The organism is Streptomyces nodosus (assembly GCF_008704995.1).
In the GTDB taxonomy this organism is placed as follows: Bacteria; Actinomycetota; Actinomycetes; order Streptomycetales; family Streptomycetaceae; genus Streptomyces; species Streptomyces nodosus.
Map to the genome: position 1 here is coordinate 4,247,501 of NZ_CP023747.1, position 26,079 is coordinate 4,273,579.

Below are 26,079 nucleotides of genomic sequence, written 5' to 3' on the forward strand. Positions count from 1 at the left end.
AACCGTGATTCCGGGAGTAGTGGCGAGCGAAACCGGATGAGGCTAAACCTATGGCGTGTGAGACCCGGCAGGGGTTGCGTTGTGGGGGTTGTGGGATCTCTTTGTCACGGTCTGCCGGCCGTGAGACGAGTCAGAAACCGTTGATGTAGACGAAGGACATGCGAAAGGTCCGGCGTAGAGGGTAAGACCCCCGTAGTCGAAACGTCAGCGGCTCGTTGGAGAGACACCCAAGTAGCACGGGGCCCGAGAAATCCCGTGTGAATCTGGCGGGACCACCCGCTAAGCCTAAATATTCCCTGGTGACCGATAGCGGATAGTACCGTGAGGGAATGGTGAAAAGTACCCCGGGAGGGGAGTGAAATAGTACCTGAAACCGTGTGCCTACAAGCCGTGGGAGCGTCGGAATGTGCTTGCACATTCTCGTGACTGCGTGCCTTTTGAAGAATGAGCCTGCGAGTTTGCGGTGTGTTGCGAGGTTAACCCGGGTGGGGTAGCCGTAGCGAAAGCGAGTCCGAACAGGGCGTTTGAGTAGCATGCCCAAGACCCGAAGCGGAGTGATCTAGCCATGGGCAGGTTGAAGCGGAGGTAAGACTTCGTGGAGGACCGAACCCACCAGGGTTGAAAACCTGGGGGATGACCTGTGGTTAGGGGTGAAAGGCCAATCAAACTCCGTGATAGCTGGTTCTCCCCGAAATGCATTTAGGTGCAGCGTCGTGTGTTTCTTGCCGGAGGTAGAGCACTGGATAGGCGATGGGCCCTACCGGGTTACTGACCTTAGCCAAACTCCGAATGCCGGTAAGTGAGAGCGCGGCAGTGAGACTGTGGGGGATAAGCTCCATGGTCGAGAGGGAAACAGCCCAGAGCATCGACTAAGGCCCCTAAGCGTACGCTAAGTGGGAAAGGATGTGGAGTCGCACAGACAACCAGGAGGTTGGCTTAGAAGCAGCCACCCTTGAAAGAGTGCGTAATAGCTCACTGGTCTAGTGATTCCGCGCCGACAATGTAGCGGGGCTCAAGCGTACCGCCGAAGTCGTGTCATTGCAGCATAAGGGCCAACGCCTGCTGTGATGGGTAGGGGAGCGTCGTCTGCCGGGTGAAGCAGCACCGGAAGGTAGTTGTGGACGGTTGACGAGTGAGAATGCAGGCATGAGTAGCGATTCACACGTGGGAAACGTGTGCGCCGATTGACTAAGGGTTCCTGGGTCAAGCTGATCTGCCCAGGGTAAGTCGGGACCTAAGGCGAGGCCGACAGGCGTAGTCGATGGATAACCGGTTGATATTCCGGTACCCGCTGTGGAGCGTCAAACATTGAATCCAGTGATGCTAAGGCCGTGAAGCCGTTCCGGACCCTTCGGGGAAAGGAAAGTGGTGGAGCCGCTGAACCAAGTTGGTAGTAGGTGAGTGATGGGGTGACGCAGGAAGGTAGTCCATCCCGGGTGGTGGTTGTCCCGGGGTAAGGGTGTAGCCCGGTGTGTAGGTAAATCCGCACACCTTGTGGGTGAGACCTGATGCCGAGCCGATTGTGGTGAAGTGGATGATCCTATGCTGTCGAGAAAAGCCTCTAGCGAGTTTCATGGCGGCCCGTACCCTAAACCGACTCAGGTGGTCAGGTAGAGAATACCGAGGCGTTCGGGTGAACTATGGTTAAGGAATTCGGCAAAATGCCCCCGTAACTTCGGGAGAAGGGGGGCCACTTCTGGTGATGATCTATACGGTCTGAGCTGGGGGTGGCCGCAGAGACCAGCGAGAAGCGACTGTTTACTAAAAACACAGGTCCGTGCGAAGCCGTAAGGCGATGTATACGGACTGACGCCTGCCCGGTGCTGGAACGTTAAGGGGACCGGTTAGCTCACTTTCGGGTGGGCGAAGCTGAGAACTTAAGCGCCAGTAAACGGCGGTGGTAACTATAACCATCCTAAGGTAGCGAAATTCCTTGTCGGGTAAGTTCCGACCTGCACGAATGGCGTAACGACTTCTCGACTGTCTCAACCATAGGCCCGGTGAAATTGCACTACGAGTAAAGATGCTCGTTTCGCGCAGCAGGACGGAAAGACCCCGGGACCTTTACTACAGTTTGATATTGGTGTTCGGTTCGGCTTGTGTAGGATAGCTGGGAGACTTTGAAGCGGCCACGCCAGTGGTTGTGGAGTCGTCGTTGAAATACCAGTCTGGTCGTGCTGGATGTCTAACCCGGGTCCGTGATCCGGATCGGGGACAGTGTCTGATGGGTAGTTTAACTGGGGCGGTTGCCTCCTAAAGGGTAACGGAGGCGCCCAAAGGTTCCCTCAGCCTGGTTGGCAATCAGGTGTTGAGTGTAAGTGCACAAGGGAGCTTGACTGTGAGACCGACGGGTCGAGCAGGGACGAAAGTCGGGACTAGTGATCCGGCGGTGGCTTGTGGAAGCGCCGTCGCTCAACGGATAAAAGGTACCCCGGGGATAACAGGCTGATCTTCCCCAAGAGTCCATATCGACGGGATGGTTTGGCACCTCGATGTCGGCTCGTCGCATCCTGGGGCTGGAGTCGGTCCCAAGGGTTGGGCTGTTCGCCCATTAAAGCGGTACGCGAGCTGGGTTTAGAACGTCGTGAGACAGTTCGGTCCCTATCCGCTGTGCGCGTAGGAGTCTTGAGAAGGGCTGTCCCTAGTACGAGAGGACCGGGACGGACGAACCTCTGGTGTGCCAGTTGTTCTGCCAAGGGCATGGCTGGTTGGCTACGTTCGGGAGGGATAACCGCTGAAAGCATCTAAGCGGGAAGCCTGCTTCGAGATGAGGACTCCCACCCACTTGATGGGGTAAGGCTCCCAGTAGACGACTGGGTTGATAGGCCAGATCTGGAAGCATCGTGAGGTGTGGAGGTGACTGGTACTAATAGGCCGAGGGCTTGTCCTCAGTTGCTCGCGTTCACTGTGTTGGTTCTGAAACCACGAACAATCGCACCCTGACGGGTGGTCGGGTTGTGTGTTTCATAGTGTTTCGGTGGTCATAGCGTGAGGGAAACGCCCGGTTACATTCCGAACCCGGAAGCTAAGCCTCAGAGCGCCGATGGTACTGCAGGGGGGACCCTGTGGGAGAGTAGGACGCCGCCGAACAAATTGTGGGAAAACCCCGCACCGTATGGTGCGGGGTTTTCTGCGTTTTCGGCTCGTCTAGGCTCGTACCCATGCGCTACGACCTCGTCATCTTCGACAACGACGGCGTTCTCGTCGACAGTGAGGTCTTTTCAACCTGCTGGTGAGCTGGCGTGATGCAGGGTGAGGACAGCTTGGACCAGGCCCGTGATGCGGGTGGTCGAGCAGCGGAGTTTGCGAAGGAGTCGCCAGTTCTTGAGGGTAGCCATGGCTTGTTCGACGAGGGCACGGATTTTGGCCTGGGATCGGTTCACGGCCTGCTGACCTGTGGAAAGTGTCTCCCATCGGCCGCGGAACGGAACCCGGACCGTACCGCGGGCGCCCTGGTAGCCCTTGTCCGCCCAGCAAGGGATTCGGGCCTGGTCGAGGGCGTTGATGATGCCGTGTTCGCGGGCCGCCCGAACGTCGTGAACGGCTCCTGGCAGTGCGGGCGAGGCCCATAGCAGCCGGCCGAACGGATCGGCGATGACCTGCACGTTCATGCCGTGCTTCTTATGCTTCCCCGAGTAGAAGGGCCGGTCGGCGGCGATCCGGTCGATGGGGAGGAGCGTCCCGTCGAGCAGGACGTACGCTTTCGTCGAAGCAGCCCGGACGGCCTCGTCGAGGGTCGGTGCCAGTGCGGCCAGCAGGTCGACGGCCTCGCTGATGTAGCGGTAGACCGTGCTCGTCCCGACCCCGAAACCCGCCGCGAGCTGGGCGTACGTGGTTCCGTTCCGCAGATGCGCCAACACCAGCAGGGCTTGACGGCCGACCGGGAGCCGGCGCCAGCGGCTCTTGATCCGACGATGGTGTTCTCGCAGGCGAGCAGCGAGGAAGGACAGGGATCGACTGGACACGTCCAGCCCACACGGGTAGACAAGCATGCGAAGCCTCTGGTGGGTACCGGGTGATCTTGGTCGTGAACCCGTCTACCAGGGGCTTCACTCATCTGTCGACCCAACTGACCAGCTCACGAGGCAAGTTGGCAAAGGCTCAGTGAGCCCATCTCCAACCGGCTGCTGGCCGCGTATCTGACCGAGCTCGGGCACCCGACCACCTACGAGGACTCCATCCGCGACTACATGGGGTCCGCGATGCACCGGGTCCATGACCTGGTCCTGGAGCGTACGGGAGAGCGGCTGCCGGCCGACTTCGACGATGTCTTCCACACACGGGTCTTCGCCGCCTTCGAGCGGGAGCTGAAGCCCGTCACCGGGGTCGTGGACGTGCTGGCCGCGCTGTCCGCGGACGGTGTGCCCTTCTGTGTGGCGTCCTCCGGGAGCCATGAGCGGATCCGCGTCGGACACCGTACGACCGGACTCGACCAGTGGTTCGACGACGAGCGAATCTTCAGCTCCCAGGACGTGGGCCGGGGCAAGCCGGCACCGGACCTGTTCCTGTACGCCGCCGAGCGGATGGGGATCGCCCTCGACCAGTGCCTGGTCATCGAGGACAGCCCGCTCGGTGTGCAGGCGGCCGTGGCCGCGGGGATGGAGGTGTACGGGTTCACCGCGATGACGCCCGCGGCAAAGCTGACCGGCGCCTCCCGACTCTTCGCCGGCATGGGTGAGTTGGCCGACCTGCTGAGCTGAACGAAACTCGTCCTCGCCGGGATGTATCCCCGTCCCGGACCCCGCCCCTACGCTCGCCGCCATGACAGATGGCAGACGGCGCGGCAGGGCCTCTCTGGCGTTCGGCTTCTTCGCCCAGGGCGTGGCCTTCGCTCTGCTGGTGACCCGGATCCCCGCCGTCCAGGCGCGGTACGGGGTGTCGGACGCCCTGCTCCCCCTCTTCCTCGCCGCCGTGCCGATCCTGGCCGGGCTGGGCAGCGTGACGACCGAGCAGCTCGTCAAGCGGGTCCGGCCCAGCCGACTGCTCCGCTGGTCGCAGCCCGTGGTGCTGCTCTCCCTCCTCGGCGTAGGGGCCGGGACGAACCTGGTCGCGCTGGCGATCGCACTGGCCGCGTTCGGGCTGGCGGTGGGCGCCCTGGACGCCTCCATGAACATGCTCGGGGTGAGTCTCCAGCGGGCTTACGGGCGCAGCATCATGCTCGGCTTCCACGCCGCGTACAGCCTCGGCGGGATCCTCGGCGCCTCGCTCGCCTGGGCGGGGGCGCACTGGCATCTGGCGCTGTGGGTGTCGTATCTGCCCGTGGTCGCGGTGCTGTTGCCGGCCACCCTGCTCGGCAGCCGCTGGTACGTCGACGGAGGCGATCCCGCTCCGGACGTCCGGGAGGCCGAGCGCCGACCCGTGGTGTTCCGGCTGCTGCTGCCGCTCTGCCTGGTGATGACCTTCGCCTATATCGGGGACTCCACCGTCTCCAACTGGAGCGCCAAGTATCTGCAGGACACCCTCGGCGGCTCGGAGCAACTGGCGACCGTTCCCTACAACGTCTATATGGTCACCACACTGCTCGGACGGTCCATCGGGGACCTCGGGGTGCGGCGGTTCGGGGCCGTGACCGTCGTGCGGATCGGGGTGCTGCTGGCGGCAGTCGGGTTCGCCGTGGTGGCGGGGGCGCCCGGGGCATGGGTCGGGATGCTCGGGTTCACCCTGCTGGGCCTGGGGCTGTGCGTGCTGGTGCCACAGACCTTCGCCGCTGCCGGACGGCTGTTCCCCGGGGCGTCGGACACGGCCGTCGCCCGCCTCAACATCTTCAACTACGTGGGCTTCCTCATAGGCTCGCCGCTGGTGGGCGCGCTCGGGGACGCCTGGAGCTACCGCGGCGCCATGCTCGTACCGATGGTGCTGGTCCTGGTGACACTGGTGTACGCCCGTTCGTTCGCACCTCGATCGGACCGCTACCGTGACGGACATGAGCGGCCGCGCACAGCTGATGTGGGACGAGGCAGTAACGGGCTATGACTTCGGCCCCGGCCACCCGATGGACCCGGTGCGCCTCGCGCTGACCAGGAGGCTGGTCGACGCCTTCGGGCTCGACCGGGCCGTCGAGGTGGTCGCCGCGAAGCCCGCAGGAGACTCGACGCTGCGTCTGGTGCACCGCGAGGACTATGTGCGGGCCGTGAAGGCCGCCTCCGCCGACCCCGCGTCGGCCGATGCGTCCTACGGGCTGGGCACCCTGGACGACCCCGCCTTCGCCGGGATGCACGAGGTGTCCGCCCTGATCGCCGGGCAGTCGGTGGCCGCGGCCGAGGCCGTGTGGCACGGGGACGCCCTGCATGCGGTGAACTTCGCCGGCGGGCTGCACCATGCGATGCCCGGCGGCGCCTCCGGGTTCTGCATCTACAACGACGCCTCGCTCGCCATCGCCCGGCTGCTGGAGCTGGGCGCCGAACGGATCGCCTATGTGGACGTGGACGTGCACCACGGGGACGGGGTGCAGACGGCGTTCTGGGAGGATCCCCGGGTGCTCACCGTCTCCCTGCACGAGCATCCGCGGACCCTGTTCCCGCAGACCGGGTGGCCCGAGGAGACGGGTGCCCCGGACGCGGAGGGCAGCGCGGTGAACGTGGCGCTGCCGGCCGGCACGGGGGACGCGGGATGGGTGCGGGCCTTCCACGCCGTGGTGCCGGAACTGCTCGCCGACTTCCGGCCGCAGGTCCTGGTCACCCAGCACGGTGCCGACACCCATGTCGAGGACCCCCTCGCCCATCTCGCCGTCTCGCTGGACGCGCAGCGGGCGGTGCAGATCGCCTGCCACGACCTGGCGCACCAGTACGCCGACGGGCGCTGGATCGCGCTGGGCGGCGGCGGATACGCGGTCGTGGACGTGGTGCCGCGCTCCTGGACGCATCTGGTCGCCATCGCGGCGGACCGGCCGATCACCCCGGAGACCGTGATCCCGGAGAGCTGGCGGCAGGAGGTCTACGCCCGCACACGCCAGTTGGCACCGATGCGGATGACGGACGGGGGTTGGCCGGTATCGTTCGCGCACTGGGAGTCGGGGTACGACCCCGCGAACCGGCTCGATCAGGCGGTGCGCGCGGCACGCAGGGCGGCCTTCCCGCTGCGCGGGTTGCTGGCGTAGCCGTTTCGCCGTGTACCGCGGCTCCGGGGAGAGCCTCGTGGACGCCCGGTCGGCGGCGGGATGTGTCGTTCTCACCTCGATGAAGGGCCGCTGTGTCGACATAACGACTTAGTTCGGTCTACGTATCTGCGGCCTCGATGGCGTACGGGGACTCGCATCGCCGGGGAAGCCGGGAGCTGGGAAACCGGTGGTGAATCCGGCGCACGGAGGTACTCGCCGCTCCCGGTCCGCGCCGTGCTCACCACCGCCGCGGAGTTCCGCGGGCCGCTGCCGGAGTCGGCGACCGGAGAGCAAGTCGGGGGCTGCGGTGCTGGTCAGCCGGGGTCCGGCGCCGGTGGCCCGGTCGCCGCGGGGGTCCCGTGCTCCGCGCCGGGCAGGTGGAGGGGTGGTGTCCGTCGTCTTCCCCCTGGATGACGCGGTGCGGTCCGCTTACTGCCGACCGCCTACTCGCTATGTACTCAATCGGGCGTGTCTGTCACAGTAGGCCGCCGATGCCATCCCCTCTTCCCCACTCGCACCACCCGCCCCTACATTGGGGAGTGAGCACGCAACGACGAAGAGTCACCGGAAGGGGAAGCCGGTGCCCGTCGAGTGCGGAAGGTGCAGGTGTGTCATGGCTGCAGCTGGCGAGAGGCCTCTCAACGAGGTTCAGTTCCTGACCGTGGCGGAAGTCGCCTCGGTGATGCGAGTGTCGAAGATGACCGTGTACCGGCTGGTGCACAGCGGCCATCTGCCGGCGATCCGGGTGGGAAGGTCCTTCCGGGTGCCGGAGCAAGCGGTTCACGAGTATCTCCGCGAGAGCTATGTGGGGGTGGAGACGGCCTGACGGCGGCCCGGCGGGGTCCCCGCAGGACCCCCCGGGCACCTCGATTACGACCTCAGCGCTCGGGCGGGTAGGCTAGCCCCTCGTAGGTCGTATGGGCCCATGGCGCCCAGCACCGAGTGATGAGAAGTGAGCGAGGGTAGTCGTGGGCTCTGTTATCAAGAAGCGGCGCAAGCGGATGGCGAAGAAGAAGCACCGCAAGCTGCTCAAGCGCACTCGCGTCCAGCGTCGCAACAAGAAGTAGGACGCGGCCCCTCAGGGGCCGCCCCTGCTTCGCGCGCGGATGTGCGTTGTGGCCCCCCACCCTCGGTGGGGGGCCTTCGCCGTCTCTGGACGACACGGCGCATCGAGCAGCCGTCACAGCGCGACGCCGAGCCGCTAAGTTGGCCGCGGACGAGGAACGCGGCAGGCTGAGAACAGAGCCGTGTCCATGACTGGACGGCACGGGAAGAGAGGCGCTGATCTTGGGCAAGGTCGTGCTCGTGACCGGGGTGGCCCGCCGGCTCGGTGGCCGGTTCGTACGACGGATCCAGCGTGACCCGGAGGTCGACCGCGTCGTCGCGGTGGACGCGGTCCCGCCCGAGCAGCAGCTGGGCGGCGCCGACTTCGTGCGGGCCGACATCCGTCAGCCCACCATCGCCCGGGTGCTCGCGGAGCACTCCGTCGACACGGTCGTCCACCTGGACGTGACCGGCACCCCGCTGGGCAGCGGCAGTCGGACCACGGTCAAGGAGACCAATGTCATCGGCACCATGCAACTGCTGGGCGCCTGCCAGAAGTCCCCGACGGTCAAACGGCTGGTGGTCAAGTCCAGTACGAATGTGTACGGGTCGGCACCGCGTGATCCGGCCGTCTTCACCGAGACCACTCCGCCCAAGTCCCTGCCCAGCGGCGGCTTCGCCAAGGACGCCGTCGAGGTCGAGGGCTATGTACGGGGCTTCGCCCGGCGTCGGCCCGATGTCGCCGTCTGTGTGCTGCGGTTCGCCAACATCCTGGGCCCGTACGCCGATTCGCCGCTCGCCTCGTACTTCTCGCTGCCGGTGCTGCCCACCGTTCTCGGCTACGACCCGCGGTTGCAGTTCGTGCACGAGGACGATGTGATCGAGGTGCTGCGGATCGGCGCGCACGAGGCACGGCGCGGCACGCTCAACAGCGGCACGTTCAATGTGGCCGGCGACGGGGTGCTGCTGCTGTCGCAGTGCGCACGGCGCCTGGGGCGGCCCACCGTGCCCCTGCTGCTGCCCGTGGTCACCTGGGCCGGTTCGACGATGCGCACGCTGGGCATGACGGACTTCTCCCCCGAGCAGATCCGGCTGCTCACCCATGGCCGGGTCGTGGAGACGGTCCAGCTGCACGAGACGCTCGGATACCGGCCCGAGTACACCACCGCGGAGACCTTCGCGGACTTCGCGGACAGCCGGGGGAGGGGACTGCTGCCGCCGGAAACCCTCGCGGGGGCCGTCGACCGGATCGCTGCGCTGCCCGCCCTGGGCGGCGGCCACCTCCCGACGCAGAGCGCCAACTGAGGAGCGCATCAACGATGGCGGACGCCAAGGTCATTCCGTTCGACGACGACCGGTCCCGCGGGGCTTCCGGGCAGCGGTCACAGCGCCGCCGGAGCACGGGGAGCCGGGGCACGGGCGAGCCCGCGGCGGTCCATGAGGTCCAGTTCCCGGCCGGCGGGGAGAACCCACAGGATGATGGTTCGGTGACGGGTGACGACAAGGCGGCGGCCGCCGGCAAAGAGGGCGGTCTCGACCGGCGTATCGCCGGGGGCCTGGCCTTTCTGCGGCGGCGTCTGACCGGCGACTACGAGGTCGACGACTTCGGCTATGACGAGGAACTCACCGACCAGGTCCTGATGTCGTTGCTGCGCCCGCTGTACGAGAAATACTTCCGGGTCGAGGTCAAGGGCATCGAGAACATCCCGTCGAGGGGCGGGGCGCTGATCGTCGCCAACCACTCGGGCACACTGCCGCTGGACGGCCTGATGATGCAGGTCGCCGTGCACGACCACCACCCGGCCGACCGCCATCTGCGGCTGCTGGCGGCCGATCTGGTCTTTGTGCTGCCGGTGGTCAATGAACTGGCCCGCAAGGCCGGCCACACGCTGGCCTGCACGGAGGACGCCCAGCGGCTGCTCGAGCGGGGCGAGGTGGTCGGGGTGATGCCGGAGGGCTTCAAGGGCATCGGAAAGCCCTTCGGCGAGCGTTACAAGCTGCAGCGCTTCGGCCGCGGCGGCTTCGTCTCCACGGCCCTGCGCGCCGGAGCGCCCATCATCCCGTGCTCGATCGTGGGCGCCGAGGAGATCTACCCGATGATCGGGAACGCGAAGACCCTCGCCCGGCTGCTGGGCTTCCCCTACTTCCCGATCACCCCGACGTTCCCCTGGCTGGGGCCGCTGGGTGCGATCCCGCTGCCGACGAAGTGGACGATCCAGTTCGGGGAGCCGATCTCCACGGACGGCTATCCGCCGGAGGCCGCCGAGGACCCGATGCTGATGTTCAATCTGACGGATCAGGTCAGGGAGCAGATCCAGCACACGCTGTACAAGCTGCTGGTGCAGCGGCGCTCGGTGTTCTTCTGAGGCCGCGGCCCGGGTACGACGGTGGGGGCGCCCCTGGTGACAGGAGCGCCCCCACCGTCGTATCTGCTGCTGTGAGCCCTACTCGGCTACGTGGCTACTTGGTGTCCTCGCTGTCGATGCCCAGCCCCGGCAGGAGGCCGGGGAGCAGCGGCGGCAGCGTCACATTCGGTCCGGACGACGGGCTCTTGCTCCCCGAGGGGGAGGCTCCGGTGCTCTCCTTCGGCGGGTCCAGCAGATCGCCGGTGTTGCCGCCGAGCAGTCCGTCGCCGCTGCTGGTCGACGCGGACGGCTCGGGGGTGCCGCTGCTGTGGCTGCCGGTGGAGGGTTCTCCGCCGGCGCTGGGCGTGGGGCTGTCCGTGCCGGGGGAGCCGCCGGTGGTGTCCGAGGCGGTGGGGCTGGAGGGCCGGTCGGAGCCGCTCTGCGACGGGGGCTGCGGCAGCAGCGACCGCAGCGGGGCGACCTCCTGGTCTATGGCGTCGAAGACCGACGACACCTGCTGACTGACGTCGCCGAGCTGGACGGGCAGCCGGTCGCGCAGGGCGCCCCAGGTCTCGCGGTGGGACTGGGAGAAGGCGGAGAGTGCCTGGATGGGGGCGAGCGAGCCGTCCCGCTCATAGGCCTCGTGCAGCAGGCGGTGGCCTTCGGACGCGTCGTGCTGCATGCCGGACAGGGTCCGGCGGATCTCGCCCAGGGACTCATGGTCGAGGTCACCGGAACGGCCGCGCTCCATCAGTCGCCGGGCCTCGTTCAGCCGGGTCGACGCCTGGTCGAGGTAGAGCCGTCCGCGGCCGTCGTCCCCATGGGCCATGCCGAGCTTGACGTCCTCGATGCCGCGTTTGAGCCCGTAGAGCGAGTCACCGGGCAGGGCGTCCGAGCTGGCAGCGGCCACTCCGCCGAAGGAGGCCGCGGCCACACCGACACTGAGCCCGCCCGCGGCGAGGCCCTTGGTGAGCCGGGTGCGCGGTCGCAGCTTTCCCAACGGGTTCGCCCGGTGGGCGCCGCGGCCCCGGGGGGACCGCTCGCCCGGCTCCTGCCCCCGCCCTTGCGCGGACGACGCGGCGCCCGCCAGCTGGCCGGGCACCGACGCTCTGGCCGCTTCGCCCCGTGTGGCCGTGCCCTCCTGCAGCATGGCCTCCATCGCGGCCACCAGCTGCGCACGCTGGACGACCTTCACCTCGGGGTCGAGCTCCGGTCGGGGCAGCTCGTCGAGACGGGTCGCGAGGGCCAGCAGTCCGGCCTGCTCGGTGCCTTCCGGAGCAGTGGGGGCCGGCGCCCGAGCCGCTTCTTCGGGCCGCTCGGCCGCCGTGCCCCGGTCGTCGGACTGCTCCTCCAGGGCCTGGGCGAAGGCGTTCGCCCGCCGGTGCGCCGATACGTTCGCGATCACTGGCGGCACCTCCTCTCATCATGACGGTCGACTCCCCAGGGGGTCCTGAGGGTTGCACGCCCTGACCATGTCCACACGATCGGGTGGTCGGGGAGGGCCGGGGTGTGACCACAGGGAGCCTGTATCCCGCACAACGAGCGGCGCGGCACTTGGGTTACGGACGACGGATGATCTGACCGCGAATTCAACGACCCTGTACCTACGGTGAGTTGGGCGTGGCGGTGGGTGTGCGACCGGGGCGTGGCAGAGCGCTGCGGCAGGGTGCGGTGCGGCAGGGTGCGGACGGGGGCCACGGAGGCGGGGGTTCAGCGGGCGTCTTCGGGCAGCAGCCGGGCGAGCGTACGGACGGCGCGGTACTGGAGGGTCTTGATCGCGCCCTCGTTCTTGCCCATCACCCGGGCGGTCTCAGCGACCGAGAGGCCCTGGAGGAAGCGGAGCGTGACGCACTCCTGCTGCTGGGGGTTGAGCCGGCGCACGGCGTCGAGCAGGGCCGCGTTGGAGAGGGATTCCAGGACGGAGTCCTCGGGGGAGCGCTCGACCTCGTTGGCGTCGAGCATCTCGCCGGTGGTGACCTCCAGCCGGAAGCGGCTGGACTTGAAGTGGTCGGCGACGAGGTTGCGGGCGATGGTGACGAGCCAGGCGCCGAAGTCGCGCCCCTGCCAGGTGAAGGTGCCGATCCGGCGCAGGGCGCGCAGAAAGGTCTCACTGGTGAGGTCCTCGGCCGTCGCCCGGCCGCCCACCCGGTAGTAGATGTAGCGGTAGACGGTGTCGCTGTACTGGTCGTACAGGCGCCCGAAGGCTTCGGCCTCGCCGGCCTGGGCGCGCTCCACGAGTTCCATCATGCGGGCGCTGTCGCTGTCCGCGGCCGGACGGCGTGCGGTGGTGGCGGCCGAGCCGGAGCGGGCCCGTCGGCCGCCGACCGCGGCACTGCTCTCGGCCAGTGCGTAGCACGGGCCGAGCGGTGCGGCGGTGGCGAAGGCGGGGACGGCGGACGCGGTGGGGACGAAGCCGCGCAACAGGTTCAGGACCGTTGCGCGCAGCGTAGCCAGGCCCGAGGCGTCAACCCCGACGTGTGGGTACACGGGACTCCCAGAGGCAGAGCTTCCATCACGTGCAGTGCGGGACCGTTCACCCGTCGTGGCGACGGAGGGGTACCGGTATGCGTCTGAGGAGAATAACGCTTAGTGCAGGCGGCGCTACACCCAGTTGCTCAAATCGTCGAATCCATCGCCTCTGTGGTCCGTTGACGCTCACTCAAGTGCCGCAGAATGACCGTTTGTTGACCGATTCAGTTCGCCTTCCGTCTGGGTGCGGGGCGTGTTGTGCCGGGCGGGTGTGGGGGAACGGCGGGAAAACGCGGGGCGGGACCGGTGGGACGAGGGCGTCCGGCAGAGGGGTGCACGGGGTCGCACGGACCGTGCGCACCCGGGGCGTGGCGCGACCGGACCAGGGTCCCCCGGCGTCACGCGCAGTGACGATGGCGTGGGGCGGCGGGTGCCGGACGGGCGGCCGGAACGCGTGCGTGCCGCGGAGGTGAGGGCGAGAGGGCCGGTGTGGGCTCGACTGCGGTCTCGGGGCGCGGGGCGGGTGTGCGCGACGGTGATCGCGGGGTGTACGGCGGGTGTGCGCGGCTGCGATCACGGGGCGCATGCGGGTGTGCGCGGCTGCGATCGCGGGTGGTGTCCGGGGCGGACGAGCGTGCGGTCACGATCGTGACCGCGGAAGTCTCCGGACGTGCGGCCACGGCCGTCCGGGACGGGAGGGCCCGGAGCCGCGGTCCGCCGGGGAGGAGCCGGGCTCCGGTCAGCGGCGGCGGCGGTGCAGGGCGATGGCTGCCGCGGTGCCGCCGGCCACCGCGCCCACGCCGGCCGCCGCCGGGATGCCCACCTTCGCCGCCTTGCGGGCGGTGCGGTAGTCGCGCAGCCGCCAGTCGCTGGCGCGGGCGTGCTTGCGGAGCTTGGGATCGGGGTTGATCGCGTACGGGTGCCCCACCAGCGACAGCATCGGGATGTCGTTGTGGGAGTCGCTGTACGCCGCGCAGCGCAGGAGGTCCAGCTTCTCCGCCGCGGCCAGCGCGCGGACCGCCTCCGCCTTCGCCGGGCCGTGCAGCGGCTCGCCCACCAGTCGGCCGGTGTAGACGCCGTCGACCGACTCCGCCACCGTGCCCAGGGCCCCGGTCAGGCCCAGCCGGCGGGCGATCACCGTGGCGATCTCCACGGGCGCGGCCGTGACCAGCCACACCTTCTGGCCCGCGTCCAGGTGCGCCTGTGCCAGCGCCCGCGTACCTGGCCAGATCCGCTCGGCCATGTACTCGTCGTAGATCTCCTCGCCGATCGACATCAGCTCGGAGACGCGGTGGCCCTTCACGATCGACAGGGCCGAGTCCCGCGCGTCCTGCATGTGGTCGGGGTCCTCCACCCCGGCCAGCCGGAACCACGCCTGCTGCCAGGCGAACTTCGCCAGGTCGCGCGTCTCGAAGAACTTCCGCTTGTACAGGCCCCGGCCGAAGTGGAACAGCGCGGCGCCCTGCATCACGGTGTTGTCCAGGTCGAAGAACGCGGCGGCCTTGTCGTCGCCGAGCACCGGGAAGGGTTCCGGTTCGGGGACGTTCTGCGGGGCAGTGTCCTGCGAGGACTTGCGCGCGGCCTCCGCCGAGGCCTCGCCTGCCAACACGCTCCGCGCCGTGGCGGAGCGCCTACGGGGGGTGAGCCATCCGAGAGCGGCCATGTCGTGAGCATAGCCAGTCTGTTCGGTGGTTCCGGAGTCGAGAGGTTGGCAGGCCGTGAACTCTGCGCGACGGGGTCGTTAAAGAACTCGTCGCACCGGCGTGGCGGCGGGATGCCGGGAGGGTGTCCCGGGTTATGGCACCCGGTGCTCCCGGGACGCTCCCAGGGCGCTTCCGGAGGCCCGGCGGGGCGAGAATGGCCGTATGAGTCGCATCTTTCGACGCAAGGGCGCCCAGGGGCCCCAGGACCGGCTTGTCACCCTCATCCGCAAGCCCGGGTGTCATCTGTGTGATGACGCACAGATCGTCATCGAGAAGGTCTGCGGTGAGCTCGGCGTCCCCTGGGAGCAGAAGGACATCACCGAGGACGAGGAGCTTCACCGGCTGTACTGGGAGCAGATCCCCGTCGTGCTGGTGGACGGCGAACAGCACACCTTCTGGCGGGTGGGGGAGGAGCGCCTGCGCAAGGCCCTGAGCTAGTCCCCGGCGCCGGGCCGGAGGGAGCCGCTCGGGCCTGCCCCCGGGTCGGTCTCCGCCCCCCCCGTGGGGACGTCTGTCGCGGCCCGACCGAACGGTCCAAGAATTCGTAAAGTCGCTTAGGATCGTCGGGCGACTGGTCGCGGGGGCATGGAACATTGAGGAGCGTGTGCGATTTTGCCCCCAGAAGTTAAGGAACGTGGGCGCGTCTGCACGGGTTCCGTACCAGGGCACAGAGGGCGCGTGACCCCGGTCACGTTGGCCGGGCAAATCGGACACCATCTTTGTGCACGCGTTCACAAAGACATAGCCTGCATTCGACGGGGCGGTCCGGGGACGTGTGACCGCCTACAGCCCCGCTCTACCCGCAGGAGCACCGTGGCAACTGGCCGAACTCACCGACCGGCGACCCGCAGCCGAGGGATTCCCGAGGCCACCGTCGCCCGGCTTCCGCTGTACCTCCGAGCACTGACCGCACTGTCGGAGCGCTCGGTGCCCACGGTCTCCTCCGAGGAGCTGGCCGCGGCCGCGGGGGTCAACTCCGCGAAGCTGCGCAAGGACTTCTCCTACCTGGGCTCCTACGGGACCCGGGGCGTGGGGTACGACGTCGAGTATCTCGTGTACCAGATCTCCCGCGAACTCGGCCTCACCCAGGACTGGCCGGTTGTGATCGTAGGTATCGGTAACCTCGGTGCGGCGCTGGCCAACTACGGCGGGTTCGCGTCGCGCGGCTTCCGGGTCGCGGCGCTCATCGACGCCGACCCGGCATTGGCCGGAAAGCCGGTGGCCGGCATTCCGGTCCAGCACACCGATGACCTGGAAAAGATCATCAAGGACAACGGTGTCTCCATCGGCGTCATCGCCACCCCCGCCGGAGCCGCACAGCAGGTCTGCGACCGGCTGGTGAGCGCGGGAGTGACCTCCATCCTGAACTTCGCACCGACCGTGCTGTCCGTCCCGGACGGCGTCGATGTGCGCAAGGTCGATCTCTCCATCGAACTTCAGATCCTCGCCTTCCACGAGCAGCGCAAGGCCGGCGAGGAGGCCCTGACGGACGGCCTGCCGGCCTCCGCCGCCACGGCTCAGGAGTCCACCGACCAGGGGCCCGACGGGGACGTCCCCGCCGTGATGCCGGCATGAGTCTCCTCGTCGTCGGGCTGAGCCACCGCAGCGCTCCGGTCAGCGTCCTGGAGCGGGCCGCGCTGACCGCGGACGCCCAGGCCAAGCTGCTCCAGGACACGGTCGCCGCCGAGCCGGCCACCGAGGCCGCGGTGCTCGCCACCTGCAACCGCATCGAGCTGTACGCCGATGTGGACAAGTTCCACGCGGGCGTCGCCGAGCTGTCCACCCTCCTCGCCCAGCACAGCGGGGTCGGCCTGGACGAGCTGACGCCCCATCTGTATGTGCACTACGAGGACCGGGCCGTCCACCATCTGTTCTCGGTGGCCTGCGGTCTGGACTCGATGGTCGTGGGCGAGGGCCAGATCCTCGGCCAGATCAAGGACTCGCTGGCCGTCTCGCAGGAGCTGCACACCGCCGGACGGCTGCTGAACGACCTGTTCCAGCAGTCGCTGCGGGTCGGCAAGCGCGCCCACTCCGAGACGGACATCGACCGCGCCGGCCAGTCCCTGGTGACCTTCGGCCTGGAACAGCTGGCCTCCGGCACACCGGTGGAGACCTGGGCCGCTGGTCGGCGTGCCCTGGTGATGGGCGCCGGCTCCATGTCCTCCCTGGCCGCCGCGACCCTCGCGCGCGCCGGGGTCGCCGAGGTCGTGATCGCCAACCGCACCCTGGCACGTGCCGAGCGCCTCGCGCAGATCCTCACCGAACAGGACGGCACGGTCGTATCGGCGCGCGCGGTGCCGATGGACTCGGTGCCCGCCGAGCTGACACGTGCCGACCTGGTGGTCTCCTGTACCGGCGCCACCGGCCTGGTCCTCACCGCGGAGGCGATCGAGGAGGCGCTCGAGGGCCGCGTGCCTGCCCCCGGCACCCCGAGCACCGCCGGGACCGTACGCACCGCCGACGCACGCACCGCCGCGGCCCCCACGACGGACCCGGCCGGCGGCACCGGCCTCGACACCGAGGACGGCTGTCCGCTCGACCTGTCGGCCGTCCAGGGGACCGCCGGCTTCTCGGTGGCGGGCGAGGCCGCGGTCGCCGGGATGGCCGCCGCGGACCTGGAACAGCACGCGGCCTGGGTGGACAAGGGCGCCGGGGAGCGCGTTGTCCGTGTGTCCGGCGCCGCCGTGGCCGACCCCGAGGCCGAGGCCGAAGTGATCAGCGCGCTCGCCGCGACCGCCGCCTCGGTGGGCCGGATCCCCGAGCACCGCCGCCCCGAGCCCGTCCCGGAGGCTCCCCGCCCCGCACCCGTGCTGGCGCTGCTGGACCTCGCGATGCCCAGGGACGTCGACGCGGCCGCGCACCGGCTGCCCGGGGTGCGTCTGGTCGACATCGAGACGCTCGCCGGGGCCTCCGCCGACGCGCCCATGGCCGCCGACGTCGATCAGGTCCGCGGGATCGTCTCCGACGAGGTCGCCGCGTTCGGCGCCGCCCTGCGCGCGGCGCACATCACGCCGACCGTGGTGGCGCTGCGCTCGATGGCCGCCGATGTGGTGGCGGGCGAGATCGCTCGCCTGGAGGGGCGGCTGCCGGGCCTCGACACCAAGCACCGGGCCGAGATCACGCAGACCGTGCGGCGTGTCGTGGACAAGCTGCTGCACTCGCCGACGGTACGGGTCAAGCAGCTGGCCGCCGAGCCCGGAGGCGCCGGGTACGCGGACGCGCTGCGCACGCTCTTCGACCTCGACCCCGAGACGGTCGCCTCCGTCTCCCGGACCGAGGACGCCGCGAGCGCCGACACCGCCGACAACGGGGTCACCCCCGAGAGCACAGAGAACACCGAGAACACCGAGAACCGAGGGCGAGCATGACTGAGCAGGCACTGAGGCTCGGGACCAGGGGCAGCAAGCTGGCCGTGGCCCAGTCCGGGCTGGTCGCGGACGCAGTGAGCCAGGTGACCGGACGGCCCGTGGAGCTTGTGAAGATCACGACGTACGGCGACACCTCCCGTGAGCAGCTCTCCCAGATCGGCGGCACCGGTGTGTTCGTGACGGCCCTGCGTGACGCGCTGCTGCGCGGCGAGGTCGACTTCGCGGTGCACTCCCTCAAGGACCTGCCGACCGTGCAGCCCGAGGAGCTGGCGCTGGCCGCCGTGCCGCTGCGCGAGGACCCGCGTGATGTGCTCGTCGCCCGCGACGGCCTGAAACTCACCGACCTGCCCAGCGGGGCGCGCGTGGGCACCGGTTCGGCGCGCCGTATGGCACAGCTGAACGCATACGCCCGTAACCACGGCCTGGACATCGAGACGGTCCCGATCCGCGGCAACGTCGACACCCGGATCGGGTACGTCCGCAGCGGTGAGCTGGACGCCGTGATCCTCGCCGCGGCCGGACTGAACCGCGTCGGGAGGATCGGGGAAGCGACCGACTTCATCCCGGTCGACACGATTCTGCCCGCCCCCGGCCAGGGGGCCCTGGCGGTCGAGTGCGTCGCGCACGACGCGGACCTCATCGCCTCGCTCGCCATGCTCGACGACCCGCTCACCCGGATCGCCGTGACTGCCGAGCGGTCCCTGCTCAACGCCCTGGAGGCCGGTTGCACCGCCCCCGTGGGCGCGCTGGCCGACCTTCCCCCGGTTCTCGACTTCGCTCGAGACGGGGAGGGCTCCCAGGCCGACGGGCAGATTGTCAAGGAAATGCGCCTGCGCGGCGTCGTCGGCACGGCCGACGGCTCCACGCTGGTGCAGCTGTCCACCACCGGTCCCGTGCCCGAGACGCACGACCAGGCGATGGCGCTCGGTCGCGAACTCGCCGCCGAGATGCTTGCCAAGGGCGCGGCCGGTCTGATGGGGGAGCGAGCACATTGAGCCCCACCGCCTTTCCCGCCGGCCTCGAACACGGGCACGTCACCTTCCTGGGTGCCGGACCCGGGGATCCGGGACTCCTCACCTTGCGCGCCGTCGAGGCGCTGGCGAACGCGGACGTCCTCGTCGGAGAGCACGAGGTGCTCGACGTGGTGCGTACCCACGCCAGAGCGGGCGCCGCCGTTCTGCACACGGACCCGGACCCCTCCACGGGTGTGTATCCGGGCACGGGCACGCCTCAGTCGCCGGTAGTTGACGGCGCGTCAACAACCGCTGGCGTCCCTGCGTTGAGGGATGCCGCACATCTTTCCATGGAGGCCGCGCGGGGCGGCAAGCGGGTCGTCCGTGCGGTGTCCGGGGACCCCGGGCTGGACGCCTACGCCGCCGAGGAGATGCTGGCGTGCGCCGCCGCGGGCGTTCCGTTCGAGGTCGTGCCGGGCGTGGCGACCGCCGTGGGCGTGCCCGCCTACGCCGGGGTTCCGCTGCGGGACGCGCACGGCGCGGACGTACGGTTCGTGGATGCGCGGACCGCTTCGGACCGCTGCTGGACCGAGGTCGGCGCCTCCGACGGGACCGTGGTGGTCTCCACGACCCTGGACTCGGTGGCGGCCGCCGCCGGGGAGCTGGTGGCCGCGGGCCGTAAGCCGGACACCCCGATGACGGTGACGATCGCCGGTACGACGACGCGGCAGCGCACCTGGACCGCCACCCTCGGTTCGATCGCCCAGACGCTGAAGCAGGCGAAGGTCCTGCCGTCCCCGCAGGGCGGCCGGCCGGTGATAGTCGTGGTCGGTGAGCGTTCCGCCGCCGCCCAGCGCGACCGGCTGTCGTGGTTCGAGAGCAAGCCGCTGTTCGGCTGGCAGGTCCTCGTGCCGCGTACGAAGGAGCAGGCGGCGTCGCTCTCCGACCAGCTGCGGTCCTACGGGGCCGTGCCGCACGAGGTGCCGACGATCGCCGTCGAGCCGCCGCGCACGCCCCAGCAGATGGAGCGGGCCGTCAAGGGCCTGGTGACCGGCCGCTACGAGTGGATCGCGTTCACCTCGGTCAACGCGGTGAAGGCGGTCCGGGAGAAGTTCGAGGAGTACGGCCTCGACGCACGGGCCTTCGCGGGCATCAAGGTGGCCGCGGTCGGCGAGCAGACGGCGAAGGCGCTGGTCGCCTTCGGCGTGAAGCCGGACCTGATCCCCTCCGGCGAGCAGTCGGCGGCCGGCCTGCTGGAGGACTGGCCGCCCTACGACCCGGTGTTCGACCCGATCGACCGGGTGTTCCTGCCGCGCGCCGACATCGCCACCGAGACCCTGGTCGCCGGCCTGATCGAGCTGGGCTGGGAGGTCGACGACGTCACGGCGTACCGGACGGTCCGCGCCTCGCCCCCGCCGGCCGAGACCCGGGAGGCGATCAAGGGCGGCGGCTTCGACGCGGTGCTCTTCACCTCGTCGTCGACGGTCCGGAACCTGGTGGGCATCGCGGGCAAGCCGCACAATGTGACGGTGATCGCGTGTATCGGCCCCGCCACGGCGAAGACGGCGGAGGAACACGGCCTGAGGGTGGACGTCATGGCCCCCGAGCCGTCGGTCCACAAGCTGGCCGAGGCCCTGGCGGACTTCGGCATGCGCCGCAGGACCGCGGCCCTGGAGGCCGGCGACCCGGTGACCCGCCCGAGCGAACGCCGCCCGGGCGCGCGGAGGCGACGCGCGTCGACCTGACCTGCGCCGGCCGCGTGGCCCGCACCCGAGTTCACGGGTGCGGGCCACGCGCGGTTCACGCCGTCAGCGCGAGGCATACGGCAGGAAGGCCGCCCGGGCGGCGGGAAAGGCTCCTCGAAGGCCGCCGCCTGACCACCGCCTTGTTCACCTGAGGGGGAGCGGACCCCTCTGCCGGGGCCGACTGGGCGTCGGTAAAGGCAGGGGGGAGGCGGGCGTAGCGTAGGAGGCATGACGAAGTACGGATCCTTCCCCGGTTCCCGTCCCCGGCGGCTGCGTACCACGCCCGTCATGCGCCGGATGGTCGCCGAGACCCGGCTGCACCCGGCCGACCTCATCCTTCCCGCGTTCGTGCGGGAGGGGGTCGCCGAGCCCGTGCCGATCGCGGCGATGCCCGGCGTGGTGCAGCACACCAGGGACAGCCTGAAGAAGGCGGCGGCCGAGGCGGTGGCGGCCGGTATCTCCGGGATCATGCTCTTCGGGGTGCCCGAGGAGTCGAAGAAGGACGCTCTCGGCACGCCGGGGACCGACCCGGAGGGGATCCTCCAGGTCGCCATCCGTGATGTGCGGGCCGAGGTCGGGGACGAGCTGCTCGTCATGTCCGACCTGTGCCTGGACGAGACCACCGACCACGGGCACTGCGGTGTGCTCGACGCCGAGGGGCGGGTGGACAACGACGCCACGCTGGAGCGCTACGCCGAGATGGCGCAGGTGCAGGCGGACGCCGGTGCGCATGTCGTGGGGCCCAGCGGCATGATGGACGGGCAGATCGGGGTCGTCCGGGACGCCCTCGACCAGATCGGCCGGGAGGACGTCGCGATCCTCGCCTACACCGCGAAGTACTCCTCCGCGTTCTACGGGCCGTTCCGGGAGGCCGTCGGCTCCTCCCTGAAGGGCGACCGCAAGACGTACCAGCAGGACCCCGCCAACTGGCGCGAGTCGCTGCGGGAACTCGCCCTCGACCTGGAGGAGGGCGCCGATATGGTGATGGTCAAGCCGGCCGGTCCCTACCTCGACATCCTGGCCAGGGTCGCCGACGCCGTCGATGTGCCGGTGGCCGCCTACCAGATCTCCGGCGAGTACTCGATGGTCGAGGCCGCCGCGGAGAAGGGCTGGGTCGACCGCGACCGCGCGATCCTGGAGACCCTGACCGGCATCAAGCGGGCGGGTGCCCGCACCATCCTCACGTACTGGGCCACCGAGGTGGCTCAGAAGCTGCGTTAGCCGCCGACCCCCGCGGTCACCCCTCCGTGCCGAACCAGGTCTCGGCGAGCGTGTCGAGGCGTGGTTCGGGTGGGGTGGGGAGTTCGTGGAGGCAAAGAGGGAAGTCGCTGTACACATGCAGCAGCGTGTACGCGAGCAACTGGTCCGGGTCGTACGGGGCGCGGCCGTAGGCCTGGTAGAAGCGGCGGAACCGGCGCGGGTCGCCGCGGGTCAGGAACAGGCCCACGCTCACGAAGTCGTAGGCCGGGTCGCCGATCATCGCCGGTTCGAAGTCGAACAGACCGGTCAGCCGCCGGCCGCCGCGCAGGTCGACGGTCAGATGGTCCCGCATGAACTCCGTGTGCAGCAGGGCCAGTTCGGTGGAGGCGGGCAGGGGTACGGAGTCCAGGAAGCCGGGGATCCGGCTCAGCCAGGGCTCGGGCACCGCATTGGCGCGATGATGGGCGAGCGCCCGGGACCGCCGGTGGCTCAGGAACGAGCCCCAGTCCGAAGGGCCCACGACGTCCGTCAGCGCCTTGAAGTCCATTGCGTGCAGCGCGGCGAGCGTCTCGGCGGACTCCGTGACGATCCGGTCCCGGTCCGCCGCCTCGAGCCGCGGCCAGGCTTCGGCGAGGCTCAGTCCGGGCAGCCGGGACATCAGGACGAAGCGCCAGCCGCCCGCATACTCGTCGGTGGCGAGCAACCGCGGGGTGGGAAGCGGAAGCCGGCCCCAGAGATGCTCCAGCACCCGTGCCTCCCTGAGGGACCGTGTGGTGTCGAAGCGCGGATACAGCTTCAGCACCAGGTCGCCCCCGATGGCGTACACCGGCAGGGAGCCCTCGTCGAAACGCCGTACCGCCAGCCCCACCAGGCCCAGCCGGTCGCACAGATCCAGCACGGCAGGACGCAGTACCGCCTCGTCCGAGACAAGGGCGTCCAACTCGTCGATCGTGTCCACGCTCGGCAGCATGGGCGGCATGCTAGGGCTCTCGACGGGTGCCCGCAGGGCGATATGAGATGTTGCGCCGGGCACCGGTGTCCCTAAGGTGCGTGAACGAGGTGTTTTCGAGCGGCGCACCCCTCGGTGTTCTCCGGTTACCGGGGTGCGCCCGTCCACACAAGGAGCCGCCGCCGTGACCTCAACCGCCCGTGTGAGCAGCCGTCCGCAACCGCCCGCCTTCGCGGCCCGGGTCGCCTCGACCGGCGGTTCCCCCGTACGGGACATCCTGGCCGTCACCGAGCGCCCCGAGGTCGTCAACTTCGCGGGCGGGCTGCCCGCTCCCGAGCTGTTCGACGCGGAGGGCGTGGCCGCCGCGTTCGGGGCCGTGCTGAGCGAGACCTCGCAGCGGGCGCTGCAGTACGCGACGACCGAGGGCGAGCCCGCGCTGCGCGCCGCGCTCGCCGACCGCACCACCGAGCGCGGCCTGGCGACCGGACCCGACGATCTGCTCGTCACCACCGGCTCGCAGCAGGCGCTGTCGCTGATCGCCACCGCCCTGCTGGAGCCCGGGGACACCGTGCTCGTCGAGAACCCCTGCTATCTCGCGGCCCTCCAGGTGTTCGGCTTCGCGGGCGCCCGGATCGTCCCCGTGCCCGGTGACGGGGACGGCCTGGACCCGGAGGCCCTGGAGGAACTGGTGGCCCGGGAGCGCCCCAAGCTGCTCTATACGGTCCCCACCTTCCAGAACCCCACCGGCCGCACCCTGCCCGCCGGGCGCCGCGCCGCGATCGCCCGCGTCGCCGCCCGGCTCGGGCTGTGGATCGTCGAGGACGACCCGTACGGCGAACTCCGCTTCGAGGGCGAGCGGGTGCCGTGGATCGCCGCCCACGAGGACGCCGGCGACCGTGCCGTGCTGCTCGGCTCCTTCTCCAAGGTGATGGCCCCCGGACTGCGGCTCGGCTGGCTGCGGGCCCCGGCGGCGCTGCGGAGGGCCTGCGCGGTCGCCAAGCAGGCCGCCGACCTGCACACCCCGACCGTCAACCAGCTGGCCGCGGCGCGCTATCTGGCCGACCGGGACCTGGACGCCCATGTGGCGCGGGTCGCCGCCGCGTACCGCGAGCGCCGGGACGCCCTGCTCGCCGGTCTCCCGGACGCGCTGCCCGAGGGCTCGTCCTGGAACCGTCCCGAGGGCGGCATGTTCCTCTGGGTCCGGCTCCCCGAGGCGTACGACACCACCGCCCTGCTGCCGCAGGTGGTACGGCGGGACGTCGCGTACGTCCCCGGCGCGCCCTTCTACGCGGCCACCCCCGAGACCTCGACGATGCGGCTCTGTTTCGTCACCCACACCCCGGACGAGATCGCCGAGGGCCTGCGACGCCTCGGGGAGGGGCTGCGCCGGTCACAGCACTAGCTCAGTCCCACCAGAAGGACCACACCGGCCGGTTCAGAACCTCGTGCCCGGCGTACTCGCGCAGGGTGGGGTGGTGCCCCTGGGTGATGTTGTCCGGGCAGAACGCGAAGTGTTCGGCGGCCACCGCCTCGGCCTCGGCGGGGGTGGTGGGCGGCGCCGCGACCGAGAGGACCAGCTGGTCGAAGCCGAGCGCGACGACCCGTATGCCGAAGCGGTCCTCCCAGGAGCGCAGCACCGCGCAGAGACGCGCCACGTCGTTCTCGTGGTTCAGCGGGCCGCACCAGCCGATCGCCGCCGGGATGTCGGCGGAGCGGCGGGCCGGGACCAGGGCGAGGCGCGGCTCCGTGGGCCAGGAGCCGGACCCCAGGAGGACATCGGCGACCTCGGCGGCACGGGCGCCGGGCTCGGCCTCCCGTCGGGACGCGGCGGCGAGCCCGGGCCACCTGAGGCCGAACGGGGCCAGGAACTCCGGGAGTTCGTCGTCCTCGTCGCCCCAGAACGCGGCCAGCACCTCCGCGGCGTCATGGTCCCCCGGATACGACATCTCCCCGGGCATCAACTCCCACCGCTCGGGTCCGCCTTGGCTGCCGCCCGTCTCGACGAGCACCGGAAGCAGCCCCACGCGCGCACCGGGGGCGCCCAGCCGCGCCCAGTCGCCCGGGGCTGCCGGGGGCCCGGCGTGCCACAGCAGAGGCTCGTGCCACGGGCCGTCGTCCGTCGCGTCGATCAGTCTCCCGGGCGGGAGCTCGAGCCCGAGCGCCCGCCCGCTCGGATCGGTCGCCAGCCGGGGCAGAGGATTGGGGAGTGTCGCCATGCCCGCGACTGTAGGGACTCCCACTGACAACCGCCCCGGCCGGCGGGCTCACCAGGTGAGGGCGTCGGCCGCGTTGGTCTGCCAGTACGTGGCGGTCAGGGTGCTGTCGTAGTACACACCCTTCGCGGGCAGCGACACGATGGCCGTGGGGCCTCCGTCGCTGTGCGGGGTGCGTCCCTGGAAGAGGACGGTCAGCCGGTGGCCCGTGGTGCCGTTCTCCCCGCTGCCGTCGGCGGAGGAGAGGCGCACGCCCGCATAGCCGGACTCGCCGGGGGCGAGCGTGACCACGGCCTGCGGCCGGCTCTCCTCGAAGCCGCCCGGCGCCCACTGCATCTCGTCGAACCGCAGCACGGGGTAGTACGGCAGGGAGCAGGTCCGCGATCCGGTGTTCTTGACGGTGATCAGCATGTGGTTGAGGGGACGGGACACCTCCTGGGCGGTGACCTGGGTGTTGGCGCCGTTGCAGAGGACGGGGGCCGTGTCCGATGTCCCGCGGGCCGTATTGGAGCCGGTGGCACCGCCTGTGGAGCCCTTGCCCTTGCCCTGGCCGGTGCTGGTGCCGGTGCCGGTGCCCGCTCCCGTGCCCGTGTGGGACGCCGCGTTCGAGCCGTGCGCGACCGAGGAACCCGGGTTCGAGCCGGTGCCCGGGGTCTCGGTGTTCTGTGCGGCGGGGCTCCGGTCGGGGGAGGAGGCGGCGGGGGTGGTCGCCCTGCCCTCGTCCTGGGTGCCGGTGCCGTTCTGGCACGCCGTGAGGGTCAGCGCCGCGAGCGCGACCGTGGTGGCGAGCAGACCGGTACGGGGGAGGGTGGCGCGAAAAGTACGCATGACCGGATTACCTCGTTCACAGTTGGTGGTGACGGATGCCGCTCGGCCGGTCGGCGGGAGCGGCGTGCTTGGATGACAGGAAGCCTGCGGGGCGATCCGTCCCAGCCGCCACGACCGAGGGACGAACAGGGACGCTGGAACGCTCGCAACGGCTCTGAGCTGGGAG

20 protein-coding genes, 2 rRNA genes and 1 pseudogene (1 of these 23 running past the window's edge) are annotated in these 26,079 nt (G+C 69.7%); 16 read left to right on the forward strand and 7 right to left on the reverse strand.

The annotated features are described in order from the left end of the window. Both CP978_RS19215 and rrf read left to right on the forward strand, forming a co-directional pair. Positions 1-2,890, forward strand: a 23S ribosomal RNA gene (locus CP978_RS19215) (it extends 228 nt beyond the left edge of the window). Positions 2,891-2,973: 83 nt separating this feature from the next. Further along, a 5S ribosomal RNA gene (gene rrf, locus CP978_RS19220) occupies positions 2,974-3,090 on the forward strand. Between the two features lie 131 nt (positions 3,091-3,221). On the opposite strand, the gene CP978_RS19225 is transcribed toward rrf, so the two are convergent. Continuing rightward, positions 3,222-3,992: an IS5 family transposase gene (locus CP978_RS19225; RefSeq protein WP_150478254.1), complete on the reverse strand. Its 771-nt coding sequence runs from the start codon at positions 3,990-3,992 to the stop codon at positions 3,222-3,224. A gap of 93 nt (positions 3,993-4,085) precedes the next feature. Here CP978_RS19225 and CP978_RS19230 point away from each other — a divergent pair. The 7 genes and pseudogenes from CP978_RS19230 to CP978_RS19260 form a co-directional block, all read left to right on the forward strand. Then, a pseudogene (locus tag CP978_RS19230) lies at positions 4,086-4,700 on the forward strand (HAD family hydrolase); the annotation flags it as partial. A gap of 61 nt (positions 4,701-4,761) precedes the next feature. Then, a complete protein-coding gene (locus CP978_RS19235) occupies positions 4,762-5,973 on the forward strand; it encodes an MFS transporter (protein ID WP_043442724.1) in 1,212 nt (403 codons plus the stop codon). Then, the gene (locus tag CP978_RS19240; RefSeq protein WP_043442727.1) at positions 5,924-7,096 is read left to right on the forward strand and encodes an acetoin utilization protein AcuC; all 1,173 of its coding nucleotides are present in this window, start codon (positions 5,924-5,926) and stop codon (positions 7,094-7,096) included. The genes CP978_RS19235 and CP978_RS19240 overlap by 50 nt, the downstream gene beginning before the upstream one ends. 613 nt (positions 7,097-7,709) lie before the next feature. Continuing rightward, positions 7,710-7,922, forward strand: coding sequence for a helix-turn-helix domain-containing protein (locus tag CP978_RS19245; RefSeq protein ID WP_004984898.1), 213 nt, complete (start codon positions 7,710-7,712; stop codon positions 7,920-7,922). A 142-nt stretch (positions 7,923-8,064) separates the two neighbouring features. Beyond that, positions 8,065-8,163: a 30S ribosomal protein bS22 gene (locus CP978_RS19250; protein ID WP_003948845.1), complete on the forward strand. Its 99-nt coding sequence runs from the start codon at positions 8,065-8,067 to the stop codon at positions 8,161-8,163. 220 nt (positions 8,164-8,383) lie between these two features. Continuing rightward, positions 8,384-9,445 (forward strand): NAD-dependent epimerase/dehydratase family protein, encoded by a 1,062-nt coding sequence (locus tag CP978_RS19255; RefSeq protein ID WP_043442733.1) that lies wholly within the window; start codon positions 8,384-8,386, stop codon positions 9,443-9,445. Between the two features lie 14 nt (positions 9,446-9,459). Beyond that, on the forward strand, positions 9,460-10,506 hold the full coding sequence (locus CP978_RS19260) for a lysophospholipid acyltransferase family protein (protein ID WP_043442736.1): 1,047 nt from the start codon (positions 9,460-9,462) through the stop codon (positions 10,504-10,506). Positions 10,507-10,600: 94 nt separating this feature from the next. On the opposite strand, the gene CP978_RS19265 is transcribed toward CP978_RS19260, so the two are convergent. The 3 genes from CP978_RS19265 to CP978_RS19275 form a co-directional block, all read right to left on the reverse strand. After that, on the reverse strand, positions 10,601-11,890 hold the full coding sequence (locus CP978_RS19265; protein WP_043442738.1) for a DUF5667 domain-containing protein: 1,290 nt from the start codon (positions 11,888-11,890) through the stop codon (positions 10,601-10,603). 305 nt (positions 11,891-12,195) lie between these two features. Beyond that, positions 12,196-12,972 (reverse strand): ECF subfamily RNA polymerase sigma factor, BldN family, encoded by a 777-nt coding sequence (locus CP978_RS19270; protein ID WP_043442740.1) that lies wholly within the window; start codon positions 12,970-12,972, stop codon positions 12,196-12,198. A gap of 721 nt (positions 12,973-13,693) precedes the next feature. Next, the gene (locus CP978_RS19275) at positions 13,694-14,617 is read right to left on the reverse strand and encodes an HAD family hydrolase (protein ID WP_079162215.1); all 924 of its coding nucleotides are present in this window, start codon (positions 14,615-14,617) and stop codon (positions 13,694-13,696) included. Between the two features lie 202 nt (positions 14,618-14,819). Between CP978_RS19275 and CP978_RS19280 the strand changes: the two genes are divergently transcribed. The 6 genes from CP978_RS19280 (at position 14,820) to hemB (ending at position 21,944) form a co-directional block, all read left to right on the forward strand. After that, entirely contained in the window at positions 14,820-15,095 is a 276-nt protein-coding gene (locus CP978_RS19280) for a glutaredoxin family protein (protein WP_043442745.1), read from the forward strand. A 375-nt stretch (positions 15,096-15,470) separates the two neighbouring features. After that, complete coding sequence (locus CP978_RS19285) at positions 15,471-16,232, forward strand: redox-sensing transcriptional repressor Rex (RefSeq protein WP_043442748.1); 762 nt, start codon at positions 15,471-15,473, stop codon at positions 16,230-16,232. Next, complete coding sequence (locus tag CP978_RS19290; RefSeq protein ID WP_150478255.1) at positions 16,229-18,025, forward strand: glutamyl-tRNA reductase; 1,797 nt, start codon at positions 16,229-16,231, stop codon at positions 18,023-18,025. Before CP978_RS19285 ends, CP978_RS19290 begins: the two co-directional genes overlap by 4 nt. Beyond that, complete coding sequence (hemC, locus tag CP978_RS19295) at positions 18,022-19,020, forward strand: hydroxymethylbilane synthase (protein ID WP_043442751.1); 999 nt, start codon at positions 18,022-18,024, stop codon at positions 19,018-19,020. Before CP978_RS19290 ends, hemC begins: the two co-directional genes overlap by 4 nt. Further along, positions 19,017-20,723, forward strand: a complete 1,707-nt coding sequence (locus CP978_RS19300) for a bifunctional uroporphyrinogen-III C-methyltransferase/uroporphyrinogen-III synthase (protein WP_043442754.1) — start codon at positions 19,017-19,019, stop codon at positions 20,721-20,723. The genes hemC and CP978_RS19300 overlap by 4 nt, the downstream gene beginning before the upstream one ends. 228 nt (positions 20,724-20,951) lie before the next feature. After that, positions 20,952-21,944 carry a porphobilinogen synthase gene (hemB, locus tag CP978_RS19305; RefSeq protein ID WP_043442757.1) on the forward strand — a complete coding sequence of 331 codons (993 nt, stop codon included), beginning with the start codon at positions 20,952-20,954 and terminating at the stop codon, positions 21,942-21,944. A 16-nt stretch (positions 21,945-21,960) separates the two neighbouring features. Here the strand turns inward: hemB and CP978_RS19310 are convergent, their stop codons facing one another. After that, positions 21,961-22,893, reverse strand: coding sequence for a phosphotransferase family protein (locus CP978_RS19310; RefSeq protein ID WP_043448975.1), 933 nt, complete (start codon positions 22,891-22,893; stop codon positions 21,961-21,963). 163 nt (positions 22,894-23,056) lie between these two features. On the opposite strand from CP978_RS19310, the gene CP978_RS19315 reads away from it, so the two are divergent. Next, the gene (locus tag CP978_RS19315; RefSeq protein WP_052454187.1) at positions 23,057-24,274 is read left to right on the forward strand and encodes an aminotransferase-like domain-containing protein; all 1,218 of its coding nucleotides are present in this window, start codon (positions 23,057-23,059) and stop codon (positions 24,272-24,274) included. A gap of 1 nt (position 24,275) precedes the next feature. Here CP978_RS19315 and CP978_RS19320 read toward each other — a convergent pair whose 3' ends face one another. Beyond that, entirely contained in the window at positions 24,276-25,088 is an 813-nt protein-coding gene (locus tag CP978_RS19320) for a DUF4253 domain-containing protein (protein WP_043442760.1), read from the reverse strand. A gap of 48 nt (positions 25,089-25,136) precedes the next feature. Continuing rightward, positions 25,137-25,913: a DUF4232 domain-containing protein gene (locus CP978_RS19325; RefSeq protein ID WP_052454188.1), complete on the reverse strand. Its 777-nt coding sequence runs from the start codon at positions 25,911-25,913 to the stop codon at positions 25,137-25,139. Positions 25,914-26,079: the final 166 nt, after the last annotated feature.

Coding starts and splice junctions, on each gene's coding strand:
- CP978_RS19225 (WP_150478254.1), bottom strand. CDS start 3,992: ATGCTTGTCTACCCGTGTGGGCTGGACGTGTCCAGTCGATCCCTGTCC.
- CP978_RS19235 (WP_043442724.1), top strand. CDS start 4,762: ATGACAGATGGCAGACGGCGCGGCAGGGCCTCTCTGGCGTTCGGCTTC.
- CP978_RS19240 (WP_043442727.1), top strand. CDS start 5,924: ATGAGCGGCCGCGCACAGCTGATGTGGGACGAGGCAGTAACGGGCTAT.
- CP978_RS19245 (WP_004984898.1), top strand. CDS start 7,710: ATGGCTGCAGCTGGCGAGAGGCCTCTCAACGAGGTTCAGTTCCTGACC.
- CP978_RS19260 (WP_043442736.1), top strand. CDS start 9,460: ATGGCGGACGCCAAGGTCATTCCGTTCGACGACGACCGGTCCCGCGGG.
- CP978_RS19275 (WP_079162215.1), bottom strand. CDS start 14,617: ATGGCCGCTCTCGGATGGCTCACCCCCCGTAGGCGCTCCGCCACGGCG.
- CP978_RS19280 (WP_043442745.1), top strand. CDS start 14,820: ATGAGTCGCATCTTTCGACGCAAGGGCGCCCAGGGGCCCCAGGACCGG.
- CP978_RS19290 (WP_150478255.1), top strand. CDS start 16,229: ATGAGTCTCCTCGTCGTCGGGCTGAGCCACCGCAGCGCTCCGGTCAGC.
- hemC (WP_043442751.1), top strand. CDS start 18,022: ATGACTGAGCAGGCACTGAGGCTCGGGACCAGGGGCAGCAAGCTGGCC.
- hemB (WP_043442757.1), top strand. CDS start 20,952: ATGACGAAGTACGGATCCTTCCCCGGTTCCCGTCCCCGGCGGCTGCGT.
- CP978_RS19310 (WP_043448975.1), bottom strand. CDS start 22,893: ATGCTGCCGAGCGTGGACACGATCGACGAGTTGGACGCCCTTGTCTCG.
- CP978_RS19320 (WP_043442760.1), bottom strand. CDS start 25,088: ATGGCGACACTCCCCAATCCTCTGCCCCGGCTGGCGACCGATCCGAGC.
- CP978_RS19325 (WP_052454188.1), bottom strand. CDS start 25,913: ATGCGTACTTTTCGCGCCACCCTCCCCCGTACCGGTCTGCTCGCCACC.